Origin of the sequence: Bradyrhizobium cajani (assembly GCF_009759665.1) — a bacterium.
GTDB classification, from domain to species: Bacteria; Pseudomonadota; Alphaproteobacteria; order Rhizobiales; family Xanthobacteraceae; genus Bradyrhizobium; species Bradyrhizobium cajani.
Window position 1 is genome coordinate 199,674 of sequence record NZ_WQNE01000002.1, and the last position, 21,967, is coordinate 221,640.

Here is a 21,967-nt window from a genome sequence, read left to right on the forward strand (position 1 = left end):
CTTGATCGGAAATCGGCAGTTGTTACGGTCCTACACAAGTGATTCTCGCCAGTTGGCGAGGAGATCGACACAGTTCAGTGGTGTTCAGACGCGATGAGCAACTTGGCGCAACTGTTCTAGGTCGTTTTCTCAATCCGCTCCGCGAGGTGATCCGTAAGACACCCGCCGGGCCTCACGCAGTAAGCGTTCAGTATCGAGTCGAAGTAGCAGGCCTGCGAGACGCAGGCACTGAATGCGTAGGGCTGCCCGCGAACATCGAAACCATAACAACGGTTTGCGGGAGAAGAATGTCGTCAAACAGCATGGTTGCCGTGCCGGGGCATCACAACAACCCACCCGGCCGCGACGAGTGCGAAACAGGGGCGAAAAGACTGATGTATATTATCGTTGATGATCGCGAGAGCGTCACGAACAGCTACGTTGGAGGGCTCGTTCGCGAAGGTGTATCGTCGATCGGATTCTCCTCCGGAGAATTCTGGGACTGGCTGCAATCTGCGAGTGAATCGGACCTGGCAGCGGTCGACGCCTTCCTCCTAGGGGATTGCGACGCCCGTGGAAGCCTGCCGCGGGCGATGCGCAAGCGCTCCTCGGCTCCCATCATCGCCATGAGTGGCCAGAAGATGCTCAAGAACACGCTGGAGCTGTTCGAATCGGGCGTCGACGACGTCGTGCACGTGCCGATTCATCTCCGCGAGATCCTCGCCCGAACGGCCGCGATCGCGCGCCGCCGGGTGGGCGACCTGCCGAGGCCCTGCGAGACCAGGATCCAGGTCTTCTTCAACGGGCGTGACCCCGAGATCGCGGGCCACGCCCTCACCCTGCCCCGCCGCGAACTGCGCATTCTCGAGTACATGGTCGCCAACCATGGCAAGTGGATCACCAAGACGCAGATCTTCAACGCGGTCTACGGCATCTTCGAGTCGACCTTCGATGAGAGCGTGATCGAGAGCCACGTCAGCAAGCTGCGCAAGAAGCTCCGCGACCGCCTCGGCTTCGACGCGATCGTGGCCCGGCGCTACGTCGGATACCGTCTCAACATCCCGGCCGGCGAGACCCTGGACGAGCCGATGCAGGAGCTCGACGAGGTCGGCATTCTCCTGAACAGGGCCCACGCCGTGCCGGCGGCATACTCGGCTGGAAACTGACGCGGCAGGGCACTGCTCCGAAACCGACAACGGCCTCTGCGGAGTTAGCTCCGCAGAGGCCGTTGCAGTTTCAGCGGCAGAGAGCGCAGGACGCGAGACGATGATGCCTCATCATCTCATCGCGTCCGGGGCGTCGGTCGAGCATGATCCGCTCGGAAAGGCGCCTGGCACTGCTTTCGGATCGTGCCTTACGGCTTCTGGAATTCTTCCTTGGAAACGTAGTTGAAGTCCTCGACCAGGACGTCCTGAACCACGTCGGCCTGCATCCGCTCGTTGACACGCTGCTTGATGGCGGTCGTGAGGATGGAGAGATCGTAACGGGCGAGCTTCCTGAAATCGAGGCGGTCGTCGGCATAGATCCTGCGGAAAGCCTCGTCGACGACGAATGGCTCCGGCGGAACGTTGAGCTGGTGCATGGTTCGCGCCTCCACCGTGTAGACGAAGCGCGCGACGATGTAGCCCTGCACATTGCCGCTCTCGACCATGGGCACGCTCAGCGCGCGCGTCTTCTGGTACTGGAGCCCGTCGAGATATTCGTCCTTCGCCGGCATCAGGCTGCCCTTCTCCTTCCAGTAGGCCACGGCATAGCTCGTGCCCGCAGTGAGGATGCAGACCCAGAGCCCGGCGAGCACCAGTCTGATCATTTTCCGTCCTGTGTTGCACGACCGGTATAGGTGCCGTCCGACTCGACCTCCTTGATCGCCTTCACGATGATGGTCGCGACCTCGCGTACCGCATCGTAGTGCATTTCGAGGATCGAACGATTCCGCTCGAGCTTCTCGCGCAACCGCTGGATCTCCGCGGTGATCTCGACCTCGCTCCCGAGATGCATCCGTGCCCGCATCAGGCGGACGAATTCGAGCATGCTCCGGCTCTTGCGGGCGCTGAAATCGTCGAAATCGATCTTCTTGCCGGTCGAGAGCGCGACCGTCTCCTCCTCGACGATGCTCTCGAGCCGGCGGATCGTCGCCAGCAGGCCACGCACCTCGTCCGATCTCGCCGCGTCTGTGCCGTCGATCTCCGCCTCGCCGCCGACATTCGGCAGCAGCACGGGCAACAGCGCGTTGCCCGTTGCTGCTTCCGTCGTCGTCGCTCCGGTGTCCACGACCGGCTGCTCCATCACCAGAGCCGCCGCACCTTCTTGTGCCTGCATAGGAAATTCACCCCTCAACTTCTGTCACCCATTCCCGGATCGTCATCCGGCCTTCCCCGTCACGTCCGTCCCCGCTGGATTTGCAGCGGCGAGCTGCCTGGCAATGCCGATGCCCTTGCCTTTCGCCAGTTGGGCGCCAAGTTGCTCCGCCAGCATCGACTTCCAGACGCCGCCGGCCGTCCCCTTGCCGAAGACTTCCTCGGACTCCTTCGGCAACATCGTCTCGACGAAGGTCTGGAGAATGAACGCCTCGAACTTGCGGTACACCTCGCCAGATGCCGGCGCCTTGATCACCTGTACGGGTGGACCGTTCACTGCCCCCGACTGCGCTTCGGAAACCTTCGTCGTGGATTGACCGGCGGCCGTCGCAGCGGCCTTGCCCACCTCCGCCTCCATCGTGGCCGCGAAATCGGCATTGGACGATTTCAGCGCATCCAGCTTGGCGGTCGCCGCCCGCTGCGTCACGGGATCGGCGGCCTCGAGCACGTCGAGAACGAGATCGGGTGTTGCTGTCACGATCATGTCTTGTTCCGGCTGGCTGACCGTGGCGTCCAGTCGCGCACGGTGGGGCTCATTCCCGTCATCTCCTCGAGCGAACGCTTTTCGGCGTCGCGAAGCTTGTCCGCGAGCGCCGCCTTCGCGACCTGTTCGAGCTGTTTCACGCGGCGGCTCTCCGAGCGGACCTGGTCGAGCTGCTGCGATGCCTGCGCCTGAACCGCGCGGGCGCCGACGCTCGTCCTGTTGAGGCGTCGCGCGATCGACTCGCTCGACGACCCGGCCGGCGGCTTCTCCTCGTTTAGGGCTCCGACCAGCCATTCCTGCTCGTCGTGCAAGCTTCGCTCCTGCTGGCGCAATTGCGCGAGCTGCCACTCGGACAGCCGGAGCTGGAGCTTCACGAGCGAGACCATCCGGCCGAGCTTGTCCGCGCGCGACATGACCGGTCACTCCGCCAGCCACGACGAGACGCCGAGCATGAACTGCGTCAGGAGCTCGTCGCTGGTGAGGTAGAGCAGCAGGAAGCCGCCGAACAGCACGAAGGGGACCGAGATGAAATAGACCGGAATTGCCGGCGTCAGCTTGTTGATCAGGCCGACCGCCAGGTTGACGATGACGGAATAGACGATGAACGGGCTGGTGATGCGCAGCGTCAGCACGAACGCCTCCGACAGGCGGCCCGCGAGCTGGTTCAGCGCCATCTCGCCGCTCAGCCTTTCACCGGGATGCCAGACGTCGTAGGAGTTCATCAACCCGCGCAGAACCTGCCAGTGCTGGTCGGTCATGAAGAACAACGTGGTGACGGCCGCCATGATCAGCGGCACCAGCGCCGGTGCCGGATCGGTGTCGCCGACCGGCGTTCCCGGGATGTTGCTGAGGCCGATCGCACTCGCCATCACCGTTGCCATGGTCTGGAGCGCAAGGAAGAACACCCGCCCGCCGAGGCCGATGACGCTGCCGACCACGAGCTCGGAGCAGATCAGGAGCGCGAGCGTCAGCGGCGCGGCATTGTCCGTGAGCGGTTTCAGCACCGCGATCAGGATCGGCGTCAGCGCAAACGTCGTGACGAGCGCGACAAACAGGCGGACCTGGGCCGGGACGTTGACGCTGGAATAGCCGGGCACGAGCATCAGGCAGGCGCCGATGCGGCAGAACACGATGAACGTCACCAGCACGCTGTCGGCGAGGCCGCTGATCACGATACCGCTCCGAGCGCCCTGATCTCGGCGCTGCGCGCGACTTCGACATGCGACAGGATCGGCAGGGTCGGGAACACCCGTTCCAGGATCATCCGGACATAGGGCCGCGCTTCCGGCGTCACCGCCAGCACGACGCTGGTGCCGTTCTCGGTGAATTTGCGGATCGCGGCGCTGGCTTCGGTGGCGAACTGCTCGATCAGGCGTGGATCGGCGTCGAACTCGACGACGTCGCCCTTGGCGTCGCGCTTCAGGCTCTGGTGGAACGCCAGGTCCCAGCGATTGCCGAGACGGACGACGTTGAGCACGCCGTTGTCGGAGAGGTCGCCACAGATCTGCTGGGCAAGACGCGTCCGCACATGCTCCGCGACCTGCTCGGAGCGACGCACGTGAGGCGCGATCTCGGCGATCGCCTCGAGGATCAGATGCAGGTTGCGGATTGACACGCGTTCGGCCAGCAGGATCTTCAGGATCGCCAGCAGGCCCGAATAGGAGATCTGCGACGGACAGAGATCCTCGACCAGGCGCTTATATTCGGGATCGAGCCGGTCGAGCAGCCCGCGCATGTCCTTGTAGGACAGCAGCTGAGCGAGATTCGCCCGGATCACTTCGCTCAGATGCGTGAGCAGCACCGATAGGATATCGACGGGCTTGCAACCCTGTCGCTTGACTTCGTCGGTGAAGGCTTCCGTCACCCACAGCGCCTTCATGCCGAAGGCGGGTTCGATCACCTCTTCGCCGGGCACGTCGGGCTTGCCGTCCTTGTCGACGAGCACCATCACCTCGCCGAGCCGCAGATCGCCATGCGCAACGCGCGTATCGTGGATCCGGATCTGGTATCCCTTGGGATCGATCGACAGATTGTCGCTGAGCTTGATCTCGGGAATGACGAAGCCGTACTGCTTGGCGAACTTCTTGCGGATCTTGGCCACGCGGTGCGCAAGCTCGTTGCGCGAGCCCAGCAGATGGACCGAGAGGTGGCCGCCGAGCGCCAGCTCGATCTCCGCCGTCCTGAGCGATTCCTTGACGGATTCCTTGGCTTCGGCCTGGGCGCGCTCGTCGGCCTTGCGCGCATCTTCCTTCTGCTTCAGCGCCGCCTGCCGCTTCGGCAGCGAATAGCCGACGAAGGCCATGACGCCGCCCAGCAGCACGAACGGCGCCATCGGCAATCCCGGCATCAAGGCGAGCACGAACATCATCAACGCGGCGGCCGACACAGCGCGCGGATAGCCGCCGAGCTGCCGCAGCACCGCCTGCTCCGCCGAGCCCCTGGTGCCGCCCTTGGAGACCAGCAGGCCGGCCGACAGCGACACGATCAGCGCCGGCATCTGCGACACCAGGCCGTCGCCGACGGACGACTTCGTGTAGACGTCGGCTGCGCGCGACAGCGTCAGCCCGTGATGGGTCACGCCGATGATGATGCCGCCGAAAATGTTGATCGCGGTGATGATCAGGCCGGCGATGGCGTCGCCGCGGACAAATTTGGAGGCACCGTCCATGGCGCCGAAGAATGCACTCTCTTCTTCGAGCTCGCGGCGCCGGCGCTGGGCTTCCTTGTCGTCGATCAGGCCCGCGGAGAGGTCCGCGTCGATCGCCATCTGCTTGCCGGGGATCGCGTCCAGGGTGAAACGGGCGCCGACCTCGGCGATACGCGTCGCACCCTTGGTGATCACGACGAAATTAACAGTGACCAGGATCGCGAAGATGATGAGGCCGATGACGAAGTCGCCGCCCATCACGAATTTGGAGAAGCCGGCGACGACGTAGCCGGCGGCCTGCTCGCCTTCCCCGCCGTGCGACAGGATCAGTCGCGTCGTCGCGATATTGAGTGCGAGGCGCAGGATCGTGGCGATCAGGAGCACGGTCGGGAAAGCGGAGAAATCGAGCGGCCGCTGGATCCACAGCGCCACCATCAGGATCAGCGCCGACAACGCGATCGAGAAAGCGAGGCCGAGATCGATCAGGATCGGAGGAATCGGCAGGAACAGGATCGTGAGCATGGTCACGATACCGCCCGCAAAGAAGGCGTCCGCTCCGAGGCGGCGCGGGCTGGGCAGGCTAGCAGCTAACGTATCGGCCATGGGTCACCGGCAGAGGGTCCGCCCGTAATCTGCCGTGCAAAGCTTACGCGAGGGTGGTGGCCGGAGCTGTCCGGATCAGAAGCCGTGCTCGATCCGCGAATAGACCATCTCGGTGAAGGTGGAGAGATGCGCGCCGATGAAGGAGCCGGAAACGGCGACGACCAGAAGAATGACGATGATCTTCGGAACGAAGGTCAACGTCACTTCCTGGATCTGGGTCAGGGCCTGGATCAGCGCAATCACAGTGCCGACCAGCATCGCGGCGCCGACCGCGGGCCCGGAAGCGACGATGATGGTCCAGATCGCCGCCTGGACGATGTCGAGGGCGTCCCGTTCGTTCATGACTGACTGATCGTGAGTCCGGGGCCGACCGCGACCTTCGTGCCGTTCTCGAGGGTCGCGATGGAGCCGTCGCTGTTGATGGAAACCGAAGCCACCTTGCCGGAGAAGCTGGCACCGGTCGAGTCGGTGAAGCTGACGGTTTTTCCGATCAGCCCGTTGGCCTGCGACAACGACTGCGAGGACAGCAGCGCATCCAGCTTCGTATTGGTCTGCATGGCCTGCTCGACCGTCGAGAGCTGGGCGAACTGGCTCATATATTGAGACGTGTCCATCGGATTGGTCGGATCCTGGTTCTTCATCTCGGCGACGAGAAGCTGAAGAAACGTATTGTAGTCGACGCTGTTGCTTGCCGTGGTCGTATTGGAGTTGGTCGAACTGGACTTGCTGGTGCTGTCGGTGGCGCTGGTGACGTTCATGTAGCCTCTCCGCTGTCAGGCAGCCTCGAATGGGGAAACGGTGGCGGCACCGGCGAGGTCGGCCAGGATTGCCTGTTCCACCGGAAACAGCGCCCGGATCCGTTTGAGCGCCTCGAAATAACGCGTCGTGCCGACCAGCTCGTCGATCGCGGCGAGCCCCTCCAGCATCTCGCGGCTTTCGCACACCGCGAGCAGGGCCGCGTGATGCTGCCCGTACAGCGCCGCGGCGTCCCTGACGTCGGTCGGGTTCATCAGCATGAGCTGGACGATGAAATAGAGTTGCCGCATCGCCGTGGTGGCGTCGGACGCCTGCATGACCTGCCCCTCGAGCAGGAACATCACGTCGTTGACGAGCTCGACGGAGACCTTGCGGTCCACGCGCAGAACCGCGCCGTTGATGTAGATCCGTTCGCCCGCCCGCAAGGAGATCTTCATTAAAGCGCGTCTCGGATCAGGCGATTGATTTCGATGAGCTGCACCACGTCGTTCGACCTCTCCTCGCGAAGGCGGTCTGCTTCCTTGACCACCCACAGGCCGATCGAGATGATGTCGGCGCGCAGCTTGTCCGGCAGTCCGTTTTCCGGATGCGCGAGATCCTCGATGAAGATCGTCCACAGCCGCCGCACGTAGAGCAGGCTCTCGACCAGATCCTCGAAGCTGAAGCGCCCGTTCTGGATCCGCTCGAGGCGGTCGATGCCGAGGCTGAGCGCCTGCCGCTCGCGGCCCCGCGCTTCATAGCCGCTCTCGTCGACGACCGCTTCATAGGCTTCAAACGTCATCAGAAACACTCTGCTCAGGAGACCGAATAACAAGACAATGATGCGAGCCTGACAAAGGAGCCTTCTCAGAGATAGTTGATGAGGCTGATCTTCTGGAGCTGCGAGGTGAGCGCGAGCGCCGTCTGGATCTGGGTCTGCAAGGTGTTGACCCTGACCGAGGCCTCGGTCGGGTCGACCGCTTCCATCTTGACGATCTGATTGTTCAGAATGTCCTGCTGCACCTTGAGCTTTTCGGTGGCGCCCGTGATCCGCTGCTGGACCGTGCCGACATCGCCGCCGAGCGTAGCGAGGTCAGTAATGGCGGTACCGACGAGGCCGATGGCCTTGTCCACGACGACCTGGAACGTCGCCTGGTCCAGATTCGCGTTCCCGAGATCGGCCATCATGGTGTAGGCCTCGGCGAGCTTGCGGAAGCCGGCTTGGTTGGCGCTGACAGACGTATCGGCGATCTCGGTCGTTGAAATACGGCTTTGCATGACCTGATCGGTGGCCGACGACCAATTGGTGTTCCAGGCCGGACTCGCGAACTCGGCATCGAAGGTGGTGTCGAGGAAGGTCTGCATCTGGGCCGGGGTGATGGTATTCACGCTGGCCGAGGATTGCGAGAAGCCGAAGGTCGCGAGGAAATCGGCGTCGACCTGGTTCTTGCTGGCCGAGCCCGCGGTGTAAGCCGTGATCGGCGCGTTCTGCGTGTTGATGCCCGAGAAAAGAGACGAGCCGTTATAGGAGACGTTCAGCGCGCCGATCAGATCCTGGAGGTTGGAGGACGCAGGCGGCAGGATGATCCGCCCGCCGCCGTCGGTACTGCGGGCCGCGATCAGGTCCTTGAGGAAGTCCGTTGCAGTCTTGCCGAGCTGGGTGATACGGTCCTGGGTCACGGCCAGGCGCCCCGAGACGAGCCCGTTGGTATCGACGAGCTGATCGGCGAAGCTCAAGTCCGCCCGCAGGGTGAGGTCGCTTCCCGTCGTGGCACCGAGCTCGAGGCCAACATCGTAGAAGCGGCCGGTGGTCGCCTCCGTCGACGCCCTGCTCAGCGCGGCCTGGTTGTTCGTGATCGAGGACCTCAACGACGAAGACAGCATCAAGGTCGAGATGTAGTTCGCGCTCATCATGGCTTAATTCCCCACGGCAGCCAGCAGGCTCTGCAGCATTTCGTCGACGGTCGAGATGATCTTGGACGACGCCGAATAGGTGCGCTCGACCTGGAGCATCAAGGACATCTCGTCGTCCATGTTGACGCCGCTGACGTTCGACAGCGCCGCGGTGCTGCGGTCGAGCAGCGTTTTCTGGTAGGTGACGTTGGAGTCCGCGGTCTTGCGCTGGTTCTCGATCCAGCTCGTCGAAGACGACGCGAAGTCGATCAAGCTGCCGCTCGGCTTGCCTTGCGTGGTTGCATCGAACGGCTGCGACGCATCCATGCCGCCGATGAGCTGCTGCAGACGGGTCGAGTAGCCTGCGTTACCGGCGGTGTTGTATCGGTATGCGACGTTGCCGCTGATCGCGCCGTCGCGCAGCAGATTCGGGTTGCCACCCAGCGCCGGATCGACCGACGCCGCAACACTGATCAGACTGGCAAGGCCGACCGAGACGGTGGCGCTCGCCGGCATCGCCGGTGCGCCGGGATAGGTGAAGAGGCCGGGCACGTCGGGCAGCGCCGCGGCCGACTGGTCACTCTCTCTGAAGGTATTGATCAGGCCGCGCGCGATTTCGTCGAGCTGACTCTGATAGGTGACCGTGGTCTGGTCACGCAGCTGAGCGAGGCCCGCAAGCTTGCCCGATTTCAGCGGCATCACCGAATTGGCGCCGGTGACCGGGACACCGTCGATATAGACCGCGTTGCCTGTGGTGCCGGCCGAGTAGAGGTTGGTCGCCGCGAAGCTGACCGAGCGCGCCGTCTTGTCGAACAGCACGACGCCGCTGTCGGTGTAGAGCGCGGCATCGCCGTTGGCGCGCAGCGTCATCGAGACGCCGACCTCCTGCGACAGCTTCGAGACGATGTTGTCGCGCTGGTCGAGATAGTCGGTGATATCGTCACCGGAGATCGTTCCCTTCACGATCGCGGTGTTGACCTTGTCGAACTGGGTGAGCAGCTGATTGATGTTGGCGACCGAGGTCGCCATGTCGGCGTCGGCTCCCTCGCGAACCGACTGCACGGTCTGGGTGGCCTGGTTGAGCGCGGTCGCCATGTCCTTTGCGGACGTCACCGCGGCCTGCGCCAGCGTGGTGTTGTCCGGGGCATTGGCATATTGCTGGAGCGCCTGCTTCAGCTTGTTGAGCTGCGCCGTCGGCGACTGGTTGAGCTCCGGATCGTCCACCGTGGACGATGCGATCTTCTGGAGACCGTCATAGATCGCGCTCTGCTTGGCCGACGACGAGGTCGCGATCAGGACGTTGTCGTAGAGACCAGAGCTGGCGGCGCGCTGGATCGCCGCCACATAGACGCCGGCCCCGGGCAGGTTGTCCAGCACGGCGATCTTGCGCGAATAGCCGGTGGCACTGGCACCGGCGATGTTGCGCGAGATCGTCGACGACTGGATGCCCGACGCCATGAGTGAGGCGCGGGCGGAGTCGAGAGCAGCGGTAAGGGACATGATTGACTCTGGCCCGGAATGAGCGCTGAAGGATTCAGCGCTTCAGGTTGACGACGACGTCGAGCAGGTCGGCGCCGGTCTGGAACGATTTCGAGTTCGCGGTGAAGCCGCGCTGTGCCTCGATCATGCCGGTGAGCTCGTCCGCGAGATCGACGTTGGAGTCTTCCAGCGCACCGGACTGGATGGTGCCGAGTCCGCCGGTGCCGGCATTCGCGGCCTGCGCATTGCCGGAGTTCGCGTTGGTCGAATAGACGTTGCCCGGCTCCGGGGTCAGATTGTCGGGGCTCGCGACATCGGCGAGCATGAGCGTGTAGAGCGTCAGTTGCTGCCCGTTCTTGAGAATGGCGGTCACGTGGCCCGCCTCGTCGACATCGACCTTGTCGATGGCCGCGGGAACGCTGCCGTTGACGGTCGCCTTGAAGCTGAAGTCGGCGCCGACCTGCGTCATGTTCGACAGGTCCATGGTCAACGCTGCGCCGCCGGGGACGTTCACGGTGAGACCCGTCGGGCTCGCTCCCGCCAGCGCGCCCTTGCCGGCCGCGGTGGTGTCGAAGGTAAAGGTGGTGGCGGGGGCAAGCGAGGTACCCGTCGCCGAATCGTAGACCTGGATCTGCCAGGTGTCCAAGCCGGCAGCCGTCGCGGTGTGGGACATATAGACGTCAAGCGTCACGGCCTGGCCGATATTGTTGTAGGCCACGATCGAGCTCTTCGATGAATATGACGCCGGGCCGGGCGGACCGGCAATGACGGCCGCTTTCGGGTCAAGATTGCCGGTCGTGAGCGTCCCCGCCGTCGACGGCACGGGCACCTGCGACACCTGGGAGATGTTCACGATCTGCATTCCCGCCAGGCTGTTCTGCGAGAAATTGGTCACGAGGCCGGGCTGTCCCAGAAGGTAGTAGCCGGCCGCGTTGACCAGGTTGCCCTGGCTGTCCGGCACGAACGAGCCGGCGCGCGTCAAGAACTGCTGCGTGTTGGCGGCGTTCGACACCACGAAGAAGCCGTTGCCTTGAACGGCGAGGTCCGTCGTCGACGTAGTGAACTGGGTATGTCCGGCGTCGCTGATGGCGTAGCGGACGGTGGTCTCGACGGCGCCGGAGTCGTAGTTGCCCGAGCCGCTCTTCAGGATCAGCGAGGAGAATTCGGTCGAAGCCCGCTTGTAACCGGTGGTGTTGACGTTCGCGATGTTGTCCGAGACCGTCGACAGCTTGTTGGACTGCGCAGCCATCCCGGAAACGCCGGTGCGCATAATGCCGTAGAGGCTCATGGATTGGGCTCCTGTGGTAGGTTGTATTTACAATGAGGGTTCTTGCTTGCGCGGGGCTGATGGTTGGGAACCATGCACAACTTCATGTGGTCATGTCGTTCCGGGCTGACAGAACGAGCGCGCCTTGTCGGTCCATGCGCCGAAGCCGCTCGAGACGAGATGGGCGACGATGTGACAGACGTAGCGCTTCTGCGCGGGCTGGTTGTTGGGACCTGCGTTGTAGCGGGCGACCGCCATGGTCCAGCTGCCCTCGCGCTGCTTCAGCTCTTTGAGGAAACGCGCGGCGTAGTCGACATTCCTGGCGGGATCGAACATCGCGCGCACCGAAGCGAACTTGTCGCCGTGGTAATAGTGGTTGATCTGCATGCAGCCGAGGTCGATCAGCTTGATGCCCTTGCTCCGCATCGCCTCGAAATTCGCGATCGCATCGTTCATGTCCTTGGCGAACACGGTCTGGCCGTCGGCGCCGAGCGCATAGGGATGGAGCGCGCCGCGACGCCCGGTTTCGGTGAGGCCGACCGCATAGAGAATGCCGAGCGGAATCCCGTGCTGCTGGGCCGCACGCGCCATCTCGCGCTCGCAGGGGCGCGCGCTGTCAGTCGCCGCTGCCGCGACACCCGCGTTACAGATAAACAGGGCCGCGACGATTCTGCGGGCCCACGTCCTGGTCATGACGCGTCTCCTGGTTGGACTGGCGCTCCTGCCGGGCCTGCTTCGCGCCGCCGTCTGATTGGCCGGACGACGTGCTCGTGCCGTCGAACGCGGCGTGCGACTGCGACTGCGGTTGTTGCTGGCTCGAGGGCTGCGGCTGCGACTGGCCGGAGCCGCTCTGGAATCCGTCCAGCGAACCGTGCTGGACCGGCGCGACGTCGGCGACGTAACCCGCCGACTGCATGAGGTCGCGGATCGAGTCGCGCTGCTGGTCCAGCATCTGGCTGGTGTCCTTGCGCTCGGCCGCGAGGTGGACCGACACTTCGGTGCCGACGAGGCGCAGGCGCACGGTGACGTTGCCGAGCGCCGGCGGCTCGAGGTTGATGGTCAGTATCTTGAGCGGCTGGTCCGGTGTATTGCTCTGGGACGTCGCGAGATCGGGGGCCGTGGACGCCGGCGGGGCCGGGGATTCCTTCAGCTCGGCGACGACCGCGTTGGCGATCTGCTGCGGGGCATTGAACTGCGCCGGCGGCAGATGGGTCTCCTGCTGGACCACGGTCACCTTGGTCGCTTCGGGCAATGCGTCCCGCGCCGAGGCCTTGACGGCGCGTTCGACATTGGCCGTGACGGCCTCGAAGCCCGACGTTCCGGGCATTGCTGCCTTCGACGAAGCATCGCTGCCTTGCTCTGCGGCCGTCGCTTGGGAAGACGTGACCTGTGAGCGCGCTCCTGTCGGGGCGGCAGCCATCGGCGCGGACTCGACGGCGGCCCTCGCCATGCCGGTAGCCTGAACGTCACGCTTCGTCGTGGAGCGTTCGTCGCGCGCGGGCGCGTCCTTCTCGGCGGCGGCCTGCGATTGCATCTGCGGCTTTGCCGGCACCGCGGCGAACTCCTGTCCGACCATCGCGAGAACGCTGGAACGATCCGGAACGTCCACCTTCGCGGCGTGGTCGACCGGACTTTGCGTCTGCGACGATGGCTCGGTTTTCTGGTCGGAAGGCTTGCGACTGGACTTGGGTTCGTCGGCCGCCTCGGCGCGTTCGCGCACCGTCTCGTCCTTCGTCCCGTCTTTTTCAATCGGATGCACCAGGCGCGTCCGCAGCGATCCGGCCTTCACGCTCGTGTCGCCGCCCTCGTCATTGAGCGCCTTCTTCGCGAGGCTCGAAACGGTGTGGAGCAGATCCTTGAACGAGGAATCCGCTTGCGATTTCGTTCCGCCCCCCTTCGTCGAACGCGACGCGCCGCGCATGTTGAGGCTTTCGGCAAGCCCCGAGAAGAGCTGTCCGGAGGTTCCGCTGAGCTTGGTCATGGACGGCGATCCCTGGTGAGAAGTTCGAGTTCGCCGAGCTGCTGCTGCGCGCGCGCCAGCGTCGCGGTCGATGACGCGAGATCGAGACGCGCCGGCGTTGCCGGAGGCTTGTCGGCGGCAGCGGATCCGCCCGCGAATTGTTTTCGGACATCGAGCGCGAGCTGCACCGTTGCATTCAGAAGGGGAATGTCGCGCTCGGGCAGCTTCGACCGGTCGAGTGCCTTGAGCTCGGCGAGGCCGCCATCATACTCGTCGCCGAGCACCCGCGAGACGCCGCGGAAGAAATGGGCGCGCTCGCGGTCCGCCGAGGCGTCGGCGCTGAGGGTGAGCGCCCGCTCGCCGGCGAGCCGGGTCACGGCCAGCCGTCCACCCACCATCGCGGCGCGCGCGATCACGAGATAGAGCTTGAGGCGGCTCGCGCGATCGATCTGCTCCAGCAGGGTTGCGATCCGTGCGAAGCGACGTTCGTCGAGAGCGATGCTCGATTGCGTCAAGCCCGAGGAAAATCGCTGCCAGAAGTCGCCGGCATAGATCGAGTTGCGGTAATGGCGGATATAGGCGAGCGTCAGGAATTCGAACTTGTCGAATTCCTCCGCCTGCCCGACCAGCAGGATCTCGCGCCGCAGCGCCGCCTCCTCCACGAGCGTGCCCGGCAACAGCAGGCGCGCATCGTCGAGGCGCTCGATCGCCATCGATGTCTCGGAGCGCGCGAACAGCGCGCCCTGGACCAGCGCGACCTGCCCGCCCAGGCCCGACGGGAGCGTGCGCGGCTTGACATCCTTGAGCAGCTCGCGCGCCTCGTCCTGACGGCCCTCGACATAGGCGAGCGCACCGTTGAACAGGCGCTCGTCGACGTTCAGCTTGTCGCGCGGCAGCTTGCGAACGACCTGCGGCGCACCGCCACTGAGCAGGTAGATGACGACGGCCTGGCCGTTCTGCGGATTGCTCCATACACCCGGATCGGCGGCGAGAAATTTCTCGCCGAGCTGCCGCGCCAGCGCGATGTGGCTGCCATGCGCCGCGGTGTCACCATTGGCGATGCCGTCCTGCACGGCCTGCAACGACCGTACGAGCTCATAGGGCTGTTCCCCGGTCGGCGTCGCCGGCTCGGCAATCGCACTTGCCGCCGCGAACGGCAGCACCATCAGCAGCGCGGCGCGGAGGCGCAACCTGATCAAGGACGCTTCTCCCGGATCAGGATCTCGATCCGGCGATTCTGTGCGGCCGCCGGATCGTTCGGAAGTTTCGGCCGCCGGTCGGCGTAACCTTCGACATGCTCGATCCGCTGCGCATCGACGCCGGAACGGACCAGCATGTAATAGGCCATCTGCGCCCGGGCGGTCGACAGCCGCCAATTGTCGTAGGTGTCAGACTTGTACGGCCGGTTGTCGGTGTGGCCGCGGACGATGATCATGCCGGGGCGCTTCGTCACCAGGGGCCCGATCTTGTCGATCACGCGAATGAGCTCGGGCCGCGGTTCGGCCGAGCCGACCGCGAACATGCCAAAGCTGGCATCGTCGGTGAGGCTGATCAGAAGGCCTTCCTCGACCTGGCGAACCTCGGCCACCGGTCCCGCGCCGGCCTTGACGTCCGCCAGCGCGTCCGCGATCGCGGACTGAAGCTGCTTGACGGTCGGCTGCTGCGTCTGCGCCGCCTCGCGCGGTTCGGAATCCTTCTTCGTATCGCCCGGGCGAGTCTGCGCGGCAGCATTGGCCTGGGCGCCCGGCTGCGCGCTGCTCTCGCGCGATGCCTGCGGGGGCGCAGGCCCCGGCGGCAGCAGGGGCGACATGCTTGCCGACGATGCATCGGCGTTCTGAGCGAGGCTTCCGCCGGCATCATCCTGCCCGGCGCGGCGCGAAGACTCGGCCTGACCTGTGCCGGCCGGATTGTCGCGCGCGGACGCATTCGGCTTGGGCTCGCTGTCGATGATGCGATCCGCATCCTTGGATATCTGCGGCGCCAGCTTCCAATAGCCGGGATCGAAGGGATCGCGGTAGGCGTCGCCGCCCTTGAGGCCATCCTCTTCCGCGGAGGTCAGAGCGCCGGCGCGCCGCTGGCCAGTGGCCTGGTTCGCGCTGTTTGCGATCTCGGCGAGCGTTGCATAGGGATCGCGGAACAACACCTTCTCTTCGTAATAAGGCGGCTTCTCCGCTGTCGGCGAATCGCCGCGACGTTCTTCGCTCGGCCCGGCGGGTTGGCGCTTGCCGTCCTGGCCATCAAACGTCGTCGGCTCCTTCTTGCTCAGATCCTTGAGGCCTTTCGGGGCTGGCGCGTTCTCCGCGAGCTTGATCGGGTTGAAATAGCTCGCAACGACCTGCTTCTGGTCCTGGTTGAGCGCATTGAGCAGCCACATGACCAGGAAGAACGCCATCATCGCGGTCATGAAGTCCGCATAGGCGATCTTCCAGACGCCGCCGTGATGCGCCTCCTCGGCGAAGGCGCTGCGCCGGCGGACGATCACGAGCTCGTGCTTGACCTCTTCCATGGCTGCTACCGGCGCGCTTCCTTCAGGCGTTCGCTCCAGGTCGCGATCTGCGTTTCGATCACGGTCTGGTCGGCAACGACGCGGACCTCGGGAGTCTCGGCGGCCTCGTACTCGATGCCCGTATGTCGGGCAGCTTCGAGCTGCGTCCTCACGAGGCCGAGCAGCTCGCTCGGGCCGGTGACCTTGAACACCGGCACCGGCGAATTGCCGGTCAGCGCCGCAATCTGCTCGACCAGCGATCCGATCGCCTTGTCGCGGACCGCGTCGGCAAGGAAAGGCAGCAAGATTCGCGCGACGGAGCTCGCGATGTTGGTCTCGATCTCACGGCAAGCCGCCTCGAAGCCGCTGACAATCGCAACCGCCTGCTGGTCGGACCATTTGGAACGCTCCTCGCCGAGCCGGATCGCACTGCGGACGCGCTCCTCGGCGACCCTGGCATCGCCTTCCGCAACACCGGCGGCATGCCCGCGACGATAGGCATCGTCGAGCAGATTGACCGGCGGAGCTTCCGGCTCGGGCACCGGCAACGGCGACTGAAGTTGCGGCTGCGCAGCTTGACGCTGCGGCTGGGCCTGAGGCTGCGGCTCGCGCCGGGCCTCCTTCGGCCTCGTCAGCACGTCCTGGATCTTGGGCGGTGGAGGCGGTGGCGACTTGGCCCGGCCATTCGCGTCGAACTGCGTCAGGAGCTTTCCGATTGCCGCGTTCATGCCGCCTCCTCGCGTCGCATCCAGTCTTTAAGGATCGCGGCCGCCTGCATCTGGTCGAGCCGGACGATCTGCTCGAGCCGTTTCTGCGGCGTTCGCTGCATCTTGCCTTCGAGGTCTTCAACGAGGTTGAGCTCGGCCTCGTCGCTGTCCGGCAGTGCAAGCGCGGCGGCAGCCTCGAGCTCGGCGACTTCCGCGGCTTCCACCTGCTCCTGCTGCGCGCGATGGGTCAGGATGCCGTTGACCGCAGGCCTGAGGCCGAACCAGACCAGCATCGAAGCGACGGCCAGGATCGTCACCGCGTTGATGACGCTGCCGAGCTGCTTGTTGATCATCTCGACGAAGCTGATCGGGGGAACCGGCGCCAGCTCGCGCGAGCCTTCGATGAAGTCGACGGCGGTTACCTGGATCTGGTCGCCGCGCGCCTTGTCCAGTCCGCCGGCCGTCGCAGCGAGCTGGCTGATCTCGGCGAGCTTGCTGTCGACGATGGCCTGGTTGCTCTTGTCGCCGAGATCGGCGACGAGGCGCGCGCGGTTGACCAGGACGGCGATGAAGAGTTTCTTGACGGAATAGCCGTCGCTCACCGTCGTCGTGGTCTTGGACGACACCTCGAAATTGGTGACGTCCTCGCGGCGGGTCTTGTCCTCGCTGGAGTTCTTGCCGCCGCCGGCATTGACCTGCTGATCGGGAAGGTTCTGCTGCACCGTGGTCGGCGTCGAGCGGTCCGCGTTCTGCGAGGACTCCTTTTCGCGCACGTTCCGCACCGACCGCTCGGCCCGGTTCTCCGGATCGTAGACGGTCTCGTTGATCTGCCGCTTGTCGGTGGAGAGCTGCGGGGCGACGCTCACCTCGAAATTGTCGAGGCCCAGATACGGCGTCAGCGCCTTGCGGATGTTCTCCTGCACCATCCCGCCGACCGTCTTCTGGAGGCTCGCCATCTTGGTCGGGGCGGCGCTGGCCTCGTCCTCTTCGGCGAGCAGCATCGAGCCGTCGGCATCCAGCACCGTCACCTTGTCGCGGCTCATGCCGGGGATGGCGGCCGCGACGAGATGGCGGATCGACTGCGCCGTGCGGGCCTCGATGGCGCCGTCGGTGCGCAGCACGACCGAGGCCGAAGGCGGCTGCTGCGTTGCGCGGAACGAGCCACGCACCGGCAGCACGATATGCACCCGCGCCGCCTTCACGCCTTTCATCAACTGGACCGTACGCGCGATCTCGCCTTCCAGCGCTCGCAGCTTGGTGACCTCCTGCATGAACGAGGTCAGTCCGAGCGAGCCGATCTTGTCGAACAGCTCGTAGCCGGAATTGGCGCTGGTCGGCAGCCCCTTCTCGGCGAGCAGCATCCGCGCCTGCATGGTCTGGCTCGGGCGTACCGAGACGGCATCACCGGCTGTATTGACGTCGAACGTGATGTTCTGCTCGCGCAATGCCGCACCCATGCGCGTCACGTCTTCGCGGGTCAGGCCGGTATAGAGCGTCTCGAACTCGGGCCGGCTCAGATAATAGGCGCCACCGACGACAGTGACGAGAACGGCAAAGCCGATCAATCCCAAGGCCATCAGACGTCGCGGCCCAAGTTCCAGCAGATTGTTGAGCAGCTGCTGTAGCTGCGCGCGGCTGAGCATGTGACCTCGTACCAATGCGAACGTATGGGACACTCCGCTGCGAACCTTGTCTGAAGGTTGCGCGAGGACATGAATGTGTCGGTTCGCGAGCGAGACGTTGCAATTTTACAAGAATCTCGGGCGACGCAATCGGTTCGGCAGCAACAGGGAGGGCGCGTGGGCGCATGGCAGCGCGATTGGCTGCGGCGTGCTGAATGATGTGTGGCGTCAAGTTACGGGCACGTCATGTGCCGTCACATCCGCCGTTCACGGCGGGGACCGTGCTCCCGAGGGAGCACGGTCATTTCAAGGGCCGAAGCTTACTTGAACAGCGAGAGGATGCTCTGGCTGTTCTGGTTGGCGATCGAAAGCGCCTGAACGCCGAGCTGCTGCTGGGTCTGGAGCGCCTGCAGGCGGGTGGACTCCGCGTTCATGTCGGCGTCGACGAGTTGGCCGACACCACGATCCACCGAGTCCATCAGGGTCTTGACGAATTCCGTGTTGGTCGAGAGGCGGTTCTTGACGGCGCCGAGATCGGCGGCGGCCGAGGCCACCGAGTTGATCGCGGTCGTGAGCTGCGCGATGTAGCCATCGAGCGTGGTCATGTCGGCCGTCGAGTCGGTCAGCGCGGAGATGTTGATCGTGTCGATCGACGCAGCGCCGTTCACCTTGTCCAGGATGCCGGTCTGGGTCGCGGTATAGAGCGAGTAGTTGGCGATCGTCAGCGTGATCGAGCCGATCGTCGGCGTGCCGCCGACGCGCGAGAACGACGACACCAGGTTGAAGGTCGCCGGCGTGGTCGCGGTCGCGCTCAGCCAGTTCACGCCGTTGAAGGTCGCCGCGTTGGCGGTGCCCTTCATCTGCTGCTGGATCTGGGTGATGTCGGCCTGGATCTTGGCCCGATCGATACCGGCGGTCTTGGCTTCGACCAGCAGCGCCTGGAGCTTGGTCAGGCCGCCGGTCGTGTCGCCGACAACCGCGGTCAGAGCGGTGTATTCGGTGTCGACGGTCGCAGCCGACAGACCGAGCGAGTCGGAGACGGCGGAGAGCGCGGCGTTGTCGGCGCGCATCGAGGTCGCGATCGACCAGTAGGCGGCGTTGTCCGACGCGGTGGACACGCGCTGGCCGGTCGAGATCCGGTTCTGCGTCGTCGCGAGCTGCGAGCTGACGTTCCGGAGGGTCTGCAGCGCGGTCATTGCAGACGAGTTGGTGAGCAGACTAGAACTCATGTTTGGCGCCCCTTTTGAAACCACTTGAAGTTTTCGGGACATACCGGGCTTGCACCGGTACGACAGGGCGGCATCATGCCTTTGGGCAGCGACAAAGCGCGCTCAACCTGACGTAACGGCGGCAATAGCAGGCGAAGTTTGCGCGAAGCTTGTGGCTCTGTGACCGGCGCGCGGCCTGCGCACGCCAAAATGAAAAGGGCCGCGCTTCGTGAGAAGCGCGGCCCCTTAAGTAGTTCAAGGGCTTAGCGGAACAGCGACAGGATGCTCTGGCTGTTCTGGTTGGCGATCGAAAGCGCCTGAACGCCGAGCTGCTGCTGGGTCTGGAGCGCCTGCAGGCGGGTGGACTCCGCGTTCATGTCGGCGTCGACGAGTTGGCCGACACCACGATCCACCGAGTCCATCAGGGTCTTGACGAATTCCGTGTTGGTCGAGATGCGGTTCTTGACGGCGCCGAGATCGGCGGCGGCCGAGGCCACCGAGTTGATCGCGGTCGTGACCTGCGCGATGTAGCCATCGAGCGTGGTCATGTCGGCCGTCGAGTCGGTCAGCGCGGAGATGCTGATCGTGTCGATCGACGCAGCGCCGTTCACCTTGTCCAGGATGCCGGTCTGGGTCGCGGTATAGAGCGAGTAGTTGGCGATCGTCAGCGTGATGGACCCGATCGTCGGCGTGCCGCCGACGCGCGAGAACGACGACACCAGGTTGAAGGTCGCCGGCGTGGTCGCGGTCGCGCTCAGCCAGTTCACGCCGTTGAAGGTCGCCGCGTTGGCGGTGCCCTTCATCTGCTGCTGGATCTGGGTAATGTCGGCCTGGATCTTGGTGCGGTCGATACCGGCGGTCTTGGCTTCGACCAGCAGCGCCTGGAGCTTGGTCAGGCCGCCGGTGCTATCACCGACAACCGCGGTCAGAGCGGTGTATTCGGTGTCGACGGTCGCCGCCGACAGACCGAGCGAGTCGGAGACGGCGGAGAGCGCGGCGTTGTCGGCGCGCATCGAGGTCGCGATCGACCAGTAGGCGGCATTGTCCGACGCGGTCGACACGCGCTGGCCGGTCGAGATCCGGTTCTGCGTCGTGGCGAGCTGCGTGCTGACGTTGCGGAGGGTCTGCAGCGCGGTCATTGCAGACGAGTTGGTGAGCAGACTAGAACCCATTTTGATGTCCCTTTGAAGATTGATTGAATTTGGGGACATACCGGACTTGCACCGGTACGACAGGGCGGCGTCATGCCTTTGGGCCCCCGGAAATGCGGGTTAAGGCCCAACCTGTCGTAGCGGCAAGGTTAGCGCGCGAAGCTTGTGCGAGGCTTGTGGCTCTGTGGCTTGAGCGCAACAGCGCAGTTGAACTTACGGCGTGCGCGCGGCGTTACGCCAAACGAAAGGGCCGCGCTTCGCGAGAAGCGCGGCCCTCCTCAGATCGTATCGAGGCTTAGCGGAACAGCGACAGGATGCTCTGGCTGCTGTTGTTGGCGATCGAGAGCGCCTGCACGCCGAGCTGCTGCTGGACCTGGAGAGCCGCCAGGCGGGTGGACTCCTGGTTCATGTCGGCGTCGACGAGCTGGCCGATACCGCGATCAACCGAGTCCATCAGCGACTTCACGAAGTCCGTGTTGGTCGAGATACGGTTCTTGACGGCGCCGAGGTCGGCGGCGGCCGCGGCGACCGAGTTGATCGCGGCCGTGACCTGCGAGATGTAGCCATCGAGCGTGGTCTGGTCGGCAGCCGAGTCGGTCAGCGCGGAGATGCTGATCGTGTCGACCGACGCAGCGCCGCTCACCTTGTCCAGGATACCGCCCTGGGTTGCCGTGTAGAGCGAGTAGTTGGCAACGGTCAGGCTGATCGAGCCGGTGGTCGGCGTGCCGCCGACGCGAGAGAACGACGAAACGAGGTTCACGGTCGCGGGCGTGGCCGCAGTGGTGCTCAGCCAGTTCACGCCGTTGAAGGTCGCCGCACCGGCGGTCGCCTTCATCTGCTGCTGGATCTGGGTAATGTCCGCCTGGATCTTGGTGCGGTCGATACCGGCCGTCTTCGCCTGGACGAGCAGGGACTGGAGCTTGGTCAGGCCGGAGCCGCTATCGCCGACAACCGTGGTCAGAGCGGTGTATTCGGTGTCGACGGTCGCGGCCGACAGACCGAGCGAGTCGGAGACCGCGGAGAGCGCGGCGTTGTCGGCGCGCATCGACGTCGCGATCGACCAGTAGGCGGCGTTGTCGGAAGCGGTGGACACGCGCTGGCCGGTCGAGATCCGGTTCTGCGTGGTGGAAAGCTGCGAGCTCACAGACCGCAGGGTCTGGAGTGCGGTCATGGCGGTCGAGTTCGTAAGCAGGCTTGACATTGCGAATGTCCCTTTATGTACGCGTTACATTTTCACGAGGGGACATACCGGGCTTTCACCGGTACGGAGGGGCGGCATCATGCCTTTGGACTGATGTGGGTGGGGTCCAACCCGCCGTGCCGCATTGCTAGCACGCCGAATCTTGCTTCCGAATTAAGGCCAACTTGAATTTCGCAGTAAAATCATATG

General features: G+C 64.6%; 23 protein-coding genes. 1 reads left to right on the top strand and 22 read right to left on the bottom strand.

Translation table 11 applies throughout. The features are described 5' to 3' along the window. Positions 1 to 374 precede the first annotated feature (374 nt). On the top strand, positions 375 to 1,145 hold the full coding sequence (locus GPL20_RS03625; protein WP_157328192.1) for a response regulator transcription factor: 771 nt from the start codon (positions 375 to 377) through the stop codon (positions 1,143 to 1,145). Positions 1,146 to 1,333: 188 nt separating this feature from the next. On the opposite strand, the gene GPL20_RS03630 is transcribed toward GPL20_RS03625, so the two are convergent. The 22 genes from GPL20_RS03630 to GPL20_RS03735 form a co-directional block, all read right to left on the bottom strand. After that, the gene (locus GPL20_RS03630) at positions 1,334 to 1,789 is read right to left on the bottom strand and encodes a hypothetical protein (protein ID WP_157327792.1); all 456 of its coding nucleotides are present in this window, start codon (positions 1,787 to 1,789) and stop codon (positions 1,334 to 1,336) included. Next, entirely contained in the window at positions 1,786 to 2,298 is a 513-nt protein-coding gene (locus GPL20_RS03635) for a flagellar biosynthesis protein FlgN (protein ID WP_157327793.1), read from the bottom strand. Before GPL20_RS03635 ends, GPL20_RS03630 begins: the two co-directional genes overlap by 4 nt. 42 nt (positions 2,299 to 2,340) lie before the next feature. Next, the gene (locus GPL20_RS03640; protein WP_167532873.1) at positions 2,341 to 2,820 is read right to left on the bottom strand and encodes a rod-binding protein; all 480 of its coding nucleotides are present in this window, start codon (positions 2,818 to 2,820) and stop codon (positions 2,341 to 2,343) included. Next, the gene (locus GPL20_RS03645) at positions 2,817 to 3,233 is read right to left on the bottom strand and encodes a hypothetical protein (RefSeq protein ID WP_157328197.1); all 417 of its coding nucleotides are present in this window, start codon (positions 3,231 to 3,233) and stop codon (positions 2,817 to 2,819) included. The genes GPL20_RS03640 and GPL20_RS03645 overlap by 4 nt, the downstream gene beginning before the upstream one ends. A 6-nt stretch (positions 3,234 to 3,239) precedes the next feature. Beyond that, the gene (gene fliR, locus GPL20_RS03650; RefSeq protein ID WP_254125851.1) at positions 3,240 to 3,992 is read right to left on the bottom strand and encodes a flagellar biosynthesis protein FliR; all 753 of its coding nucleotides are present in this window, start codon (positions 3,990 to 3,992) and stop codon (positions 3,240 to 3,242) included. Next, a complete protein-coding gene (flhA, locus tag GPL20_RS03655; protein WP_157327795.1) occupies positions 3,989 to 6,070 on the bottom strand; it encodes a flagellar biosynthesis protein FlhA in 2,082 nt (693 codons plus the stop codon). The genes fliR and flhA overlap by 4 nt, the downstream gene beginning before the upstream one ends. 75 nt (positions 6,071 to 6,145) lie before the next feature. After that, positions 6,146 to 6,412, bottom strand: coding sequence for a flagellar biosynthesis protein FliQ (gene fliQ, locus GPL20_RS03660; protein WP_027572776.1), 267 nt, complete (start codon positions 6,410 to 6,412; stop codon positions 6,146 to 6,148). Then, a complete protein-coding gene (flgD, locus tag GPL20_RS03665) occupies positions 6,409 to 6,828 on the bottom strand; it encodes a flagellar hook assembly protein FlgD (RefSeq protein ID WP_157327797.1) in 420 nt (139 codons plus the stop codon). The genes fliQ and flgD overlap by 4 nt, the downstream gene beginning before the upstream one ends. Positions 6,829 to 6,843: 15 nt before the next feature. Continuing rightward, entirely contained in the window at positions 6,844 to 7,263 is a 420-nt protein-coding gene (gene flbT / locus GPL20_RS03670) for a flagellar biosynthesis repressor FlbT (protein ID WP_157327799.1), read from the bottom strand. Then, a complete protein-coding gene (gene flaF, locus GPL20_RS03675) occupies positions 7,263 to 7,607 on the bottom strand; it encodes a flagellar biosynthesis regulator FlaF (RefSeq protein WP_157327801.1) in 345 nt (114 codons plus the stop codon). The genes flbT and flaF overlap by 1 nt, the downstream gene beginning before the upstream one ends. Before the next feature lie 65 nt (positions 7,608 to 7,672). Beyond that, on the bottom strand, positions 7,673 to 8,719 hold the full coding sequence (locus GPL20_RS03680) for a flagellar hook-associated family protein (RefSeq protein ID WP_157327803.1): 1,047 nt from the start codon (positions 8,717 to 8,719) through the stop codon (positions 7,673 to 7,675). A gap of 3 nt (positions 8,720 to 8,722) precedes the next feature. Beyond that, on the bottom strand, positions 8,723 to 10,198 hold the full coding sequence (flgK, locus tag GPL20_RS03685) for a flagellar hook-associated protein FlgK (RefSeq protein ID WP_157327804.1): 1,476 nt from the start codon (positions 10,196 to 10,198) through the stop codon (positions 8,723 to 8,725). Between the two features lie 34 nt (positions 10,199 to 10,232). Next, positions 10,233 to 11,465: a flagellar hook protein FlgE gene (locus tag GPL20_RS03690; RefSeq protein WP_157327806.1), complete on the bottom strand. Its 1,233-nt coding sequence runs from the start codon at positions 11,463 to 11,465 to the stop codon at positions 10,233 to 10,235. A 90-nt stretch (positions 11,466 to 11,555) separates the two neighbouring features. After that, the gene (locus GPL20_RS03695) at positions 11,556 to 12,137 is read right to left on the bottom strand and encodes a transglycosylase SLT domain-containing protein (protein WP_157327808.1); all 582 of its coding nucleotides are present in this window, start codon (positions 12,135 to 12,137) and stop codon (positions 11,556 to 11,558) included. Then, positions 12,088 to 13,425 (bottom strand): flagellar hook-length control protein FliK, encoded by a 1,338-nt coding sequence (fliK, locus tag GPL20_RS03700; protein WP_157327810.1) that lies wholly within the window; start codon positions 13,423 to 13,425, stop codon positions 12,088 to 12,090. Before fliK ends, GPL20_RS03695 begins: the two co-directional genes overlap by 50 nt. Beyond that, positions 13,422 to 14,603 carry a chemotaxis protein gene (locus tag GPL20_RS03705; RefSeq protein WP_157327812.1) on the bottom strand — a complete coding sequence of 394 codons (1,182 nt, stop codon included), beginning with the start codon at positions 14,601 to 14,603 and terminating at the stop codon, positions 13,422 to 13,424. Before GPL20_RS03705 ends, fliK begins: the two co-directional genes overlap by 4 nt. Beyond that, complete coding sequence (locus GPL20_RS03710) at positions 14,600 to 15,910, bottom strand: MotB family protein (protein WP_157327814.1); 1,311 nt, start codon at positions 15,908 to 15,910, stop codon at positions 14,600 to 14,602. Before GPL20_RS03710 ends, GPL20_RS03705 begins: the two co-directional genes overlap by 4 nt. Positions 15,911 to 15,915: 5 nt before the next feature. Beyond that, on the bottom strand, positions 15,916 to 16,617 hold the full coding sequence (locus GPL20_RS03715; protein WP_157327816.1) for a hypothetical protein: 702 nt from the start codon (positions 16,615 to 16,617) through the stop codon (positions 15,916 to 15,918). Continuing rightward, the gene (gene fliF, locus GPL20_RS03720; RefSeq protein ID WP_157327818.1) at positions 16,614 to 18,239 is read right to left on the bottom strand and encodes a flagellar basal-body MS-ring/collar protein FliF; all 1,626 of its coding nucleotides are present in this window, start codon (positions 18,237 to 18,239) and stop codon (positions 16,614 to 16,616) included. Before fliF ends, GPL20_RS03715 begins: the two co-directional genes overlap by 4 nt. Positions 18,240 to 18,538: 299 nt before the next feature. Then, entirely contained in the window at positions 18,539 to 19,447 is a 909-nt protein-coding gene (locus tag GPL20_RS03725) for a flagellin N-terminal helical domain-containing protein (protein WP_157327820.1), read from the bottom strand. 242 nt (positions 19,448 to 19,689) lie between these two features. Beyond that, complete coding sequence (locus tag GPL20_RS03730; protein WP_157327822.1) at positions 19,690 to 20,598, bottom strand: flagellin N-terminal helical domain-containing protein; 909 nt, start codon at positions 20,596 to 20,598, stop codon at positions 19,690 to 19,692. 274 nt (positions 20,599 to 20,872) lie between these two features. After that, positions 20,873 to 21,778, bottom strand: coding sequence for a flagellin N-terminal helical domain-containing protein (locus GPL20_RS03735; RefSeq protein WP_157327824.1), 906 nt, complete (start codon positions 21,776 to 21,778; stop codon positions 20,873 to 20,875). Positions 21,779 to 21,967 lie beyond the last annotated feature (189 nt).

What these genes read in the sequence shown, in the direction of transcription:
- GPL20_RS03710 (WP_157327814.1), bottom strand. Translation starts at nt 15,910, where the DNA reads ATGGAAGAGGTCAAGCACGAGCTCGTGATCGTCCGCCGGCGCAGCGCC.
- flgK (WP_157327804.1), bottom strand. Translation starts at nt 10,198, where the DNA reads ATGTCCCTTACCGCTGCTCTCGACTCCGCCCGCGCCTCACTCATGGCG.
- GPL20_RS03625 (WP_157328192.1), top strand. Translation starts at nt 375, where the DNA reads ATGTATATTATCGTTGATGATCGCGAGAGCGTCACGAACAGCTACGTT.
- flaF (WP_157327801.1), bottom strand. Translation starts at nt 7,607, where the DNA reads ATGACGTTTGAAGCCTATGAAGCGGTCGTCGACGAGAGCGGCTATGAA.
- fliF (WP_157327818.1), bottom strand. Translation starts at nt 18,239, where the DNA reads ATGCTCAGCCGCGCGCAGCTACAGCAGCTGCTCAACAATCTGCTGGAA.
- flhA (WP_157327795.1), bottom strand. Translation starts at nt 6,070, where the DNA reads ATGGCCGATACGTTAGCTGCTAGCCTGCCCAGCCCGCGCCGCCTCGGA.
- fliK (WP_157327810.1), bottom strand. Translation starts at nt 13,425, where the DNA reads ATGACCAAGCTCAGCGGAACCTCCGGACAGCTCTTCTCGGGGCTTGCC.
- GPL20_RS03730 (WP_157327822.1), bottom strand. Translation starts at nt 20,598, where the DNA reads ATGGGTTCTAGTCTGCTCACCAACTCGTCTGCAATGACCGCGCTGCAG.
- GPL20_RS03735 (WP_157327824.1), bottom strand. Translation starts at nt 21,778, where the DNA reads ATGTCAAGCCTGCTTACGAACTCGACCGCCATGACCGCACTCCAGACC.
- GPL20_RS03715 (WP_157327816.1), bottom strand. Translation starts at nt 16,617, where the DNA reads ATGAACGCGGCAATCGGAAAGCTCCTGACGCAGTTCGACGCGAATGGC.
- GPL20_RS03695 (WP_157327808.1), bottom strand. Translation starts at nt 12,137, where the DNA reads ATGACCAGGACGTGGGCCCGCAGAATCGTCGCGGCCCTGTTTATCTGT.
- GPL20_RS03680 (WP_157327803.1), bottom strand. Translation starts at nt 8,719, where the DNA reads ATGATGAGCGCGAACTACATCTCGACCTTGATGCTGTCTTCGTCGTTG.
- GPL20_RS03635 (WP_157327793.1), bottom strand. Translation starts at nt 2,298, where the DNA reads ATGCAGGCACAAGAAGGTGCGGCGGCTCTGGTGATGGAGCAGCCGGTC.
- flgD (WP_157327797.1), bottom strand. Translation starts at nt 6,828, where the DNA reads ATGAACGTCACCAGCGCCACCGACAGCACCAGCAAGTCCAGTTCGACC.
- GPL20_RS03640 (WP_167532873.1), bottom strand. Translation starts at nt 2,820, where the DNA reads ATGATCGTGACAGCAACACCCGATCTCGTTCTCGACGTGCTCGAGGCC.
- GPL20_RS03690 (WP_157327806.1), bottom strand. Translation starts at nt 11,465, where the DNA reads ATGAGCCTCTACGGCATTATGCGCACCGGCGTTTCCGGGATGGCTGCG.
- fliQ (WP_027572776.1), bottom strand. Translation starts at nt 6,412, where the DNA reads ATGAACGAACGGGACGCCCTCGACATCGTCCAGGCGGCGATCTGGACC.
- GPL20_RS03630 (WP_157327792.1), bottom strand. Translation starts at nt 1,789, where the DNA reads ATGATCAGACTGGTGCTCGCCGGGCTCTGGGTCTGCATCCTCACTGCG.
- GPL20_RS03645 (WP_157328197.1), bottom strand. Translation starts at nt 3,233, where the DNA reads ATGTCGCGCGCGGACAAGCTCGGCCGGATGGTCTCGCTCGTGAAGCTC.
- GPL20_RS03725 (WP_157327820.1), bottom strand. Translation starts at nt 19,447, where the DNA reads ATGAGTTCTAGTCTGCTCACCAACTCGTCTGCAATGACCGCGCTGCAG.
- flbT (WP_157327799.1), bottom strand. Translation starts at nt 7,263, where the DNA reads ATGAAGATCTCCTTGCGGGCGGGCGAACGGATCTACATCAACGGCGCG.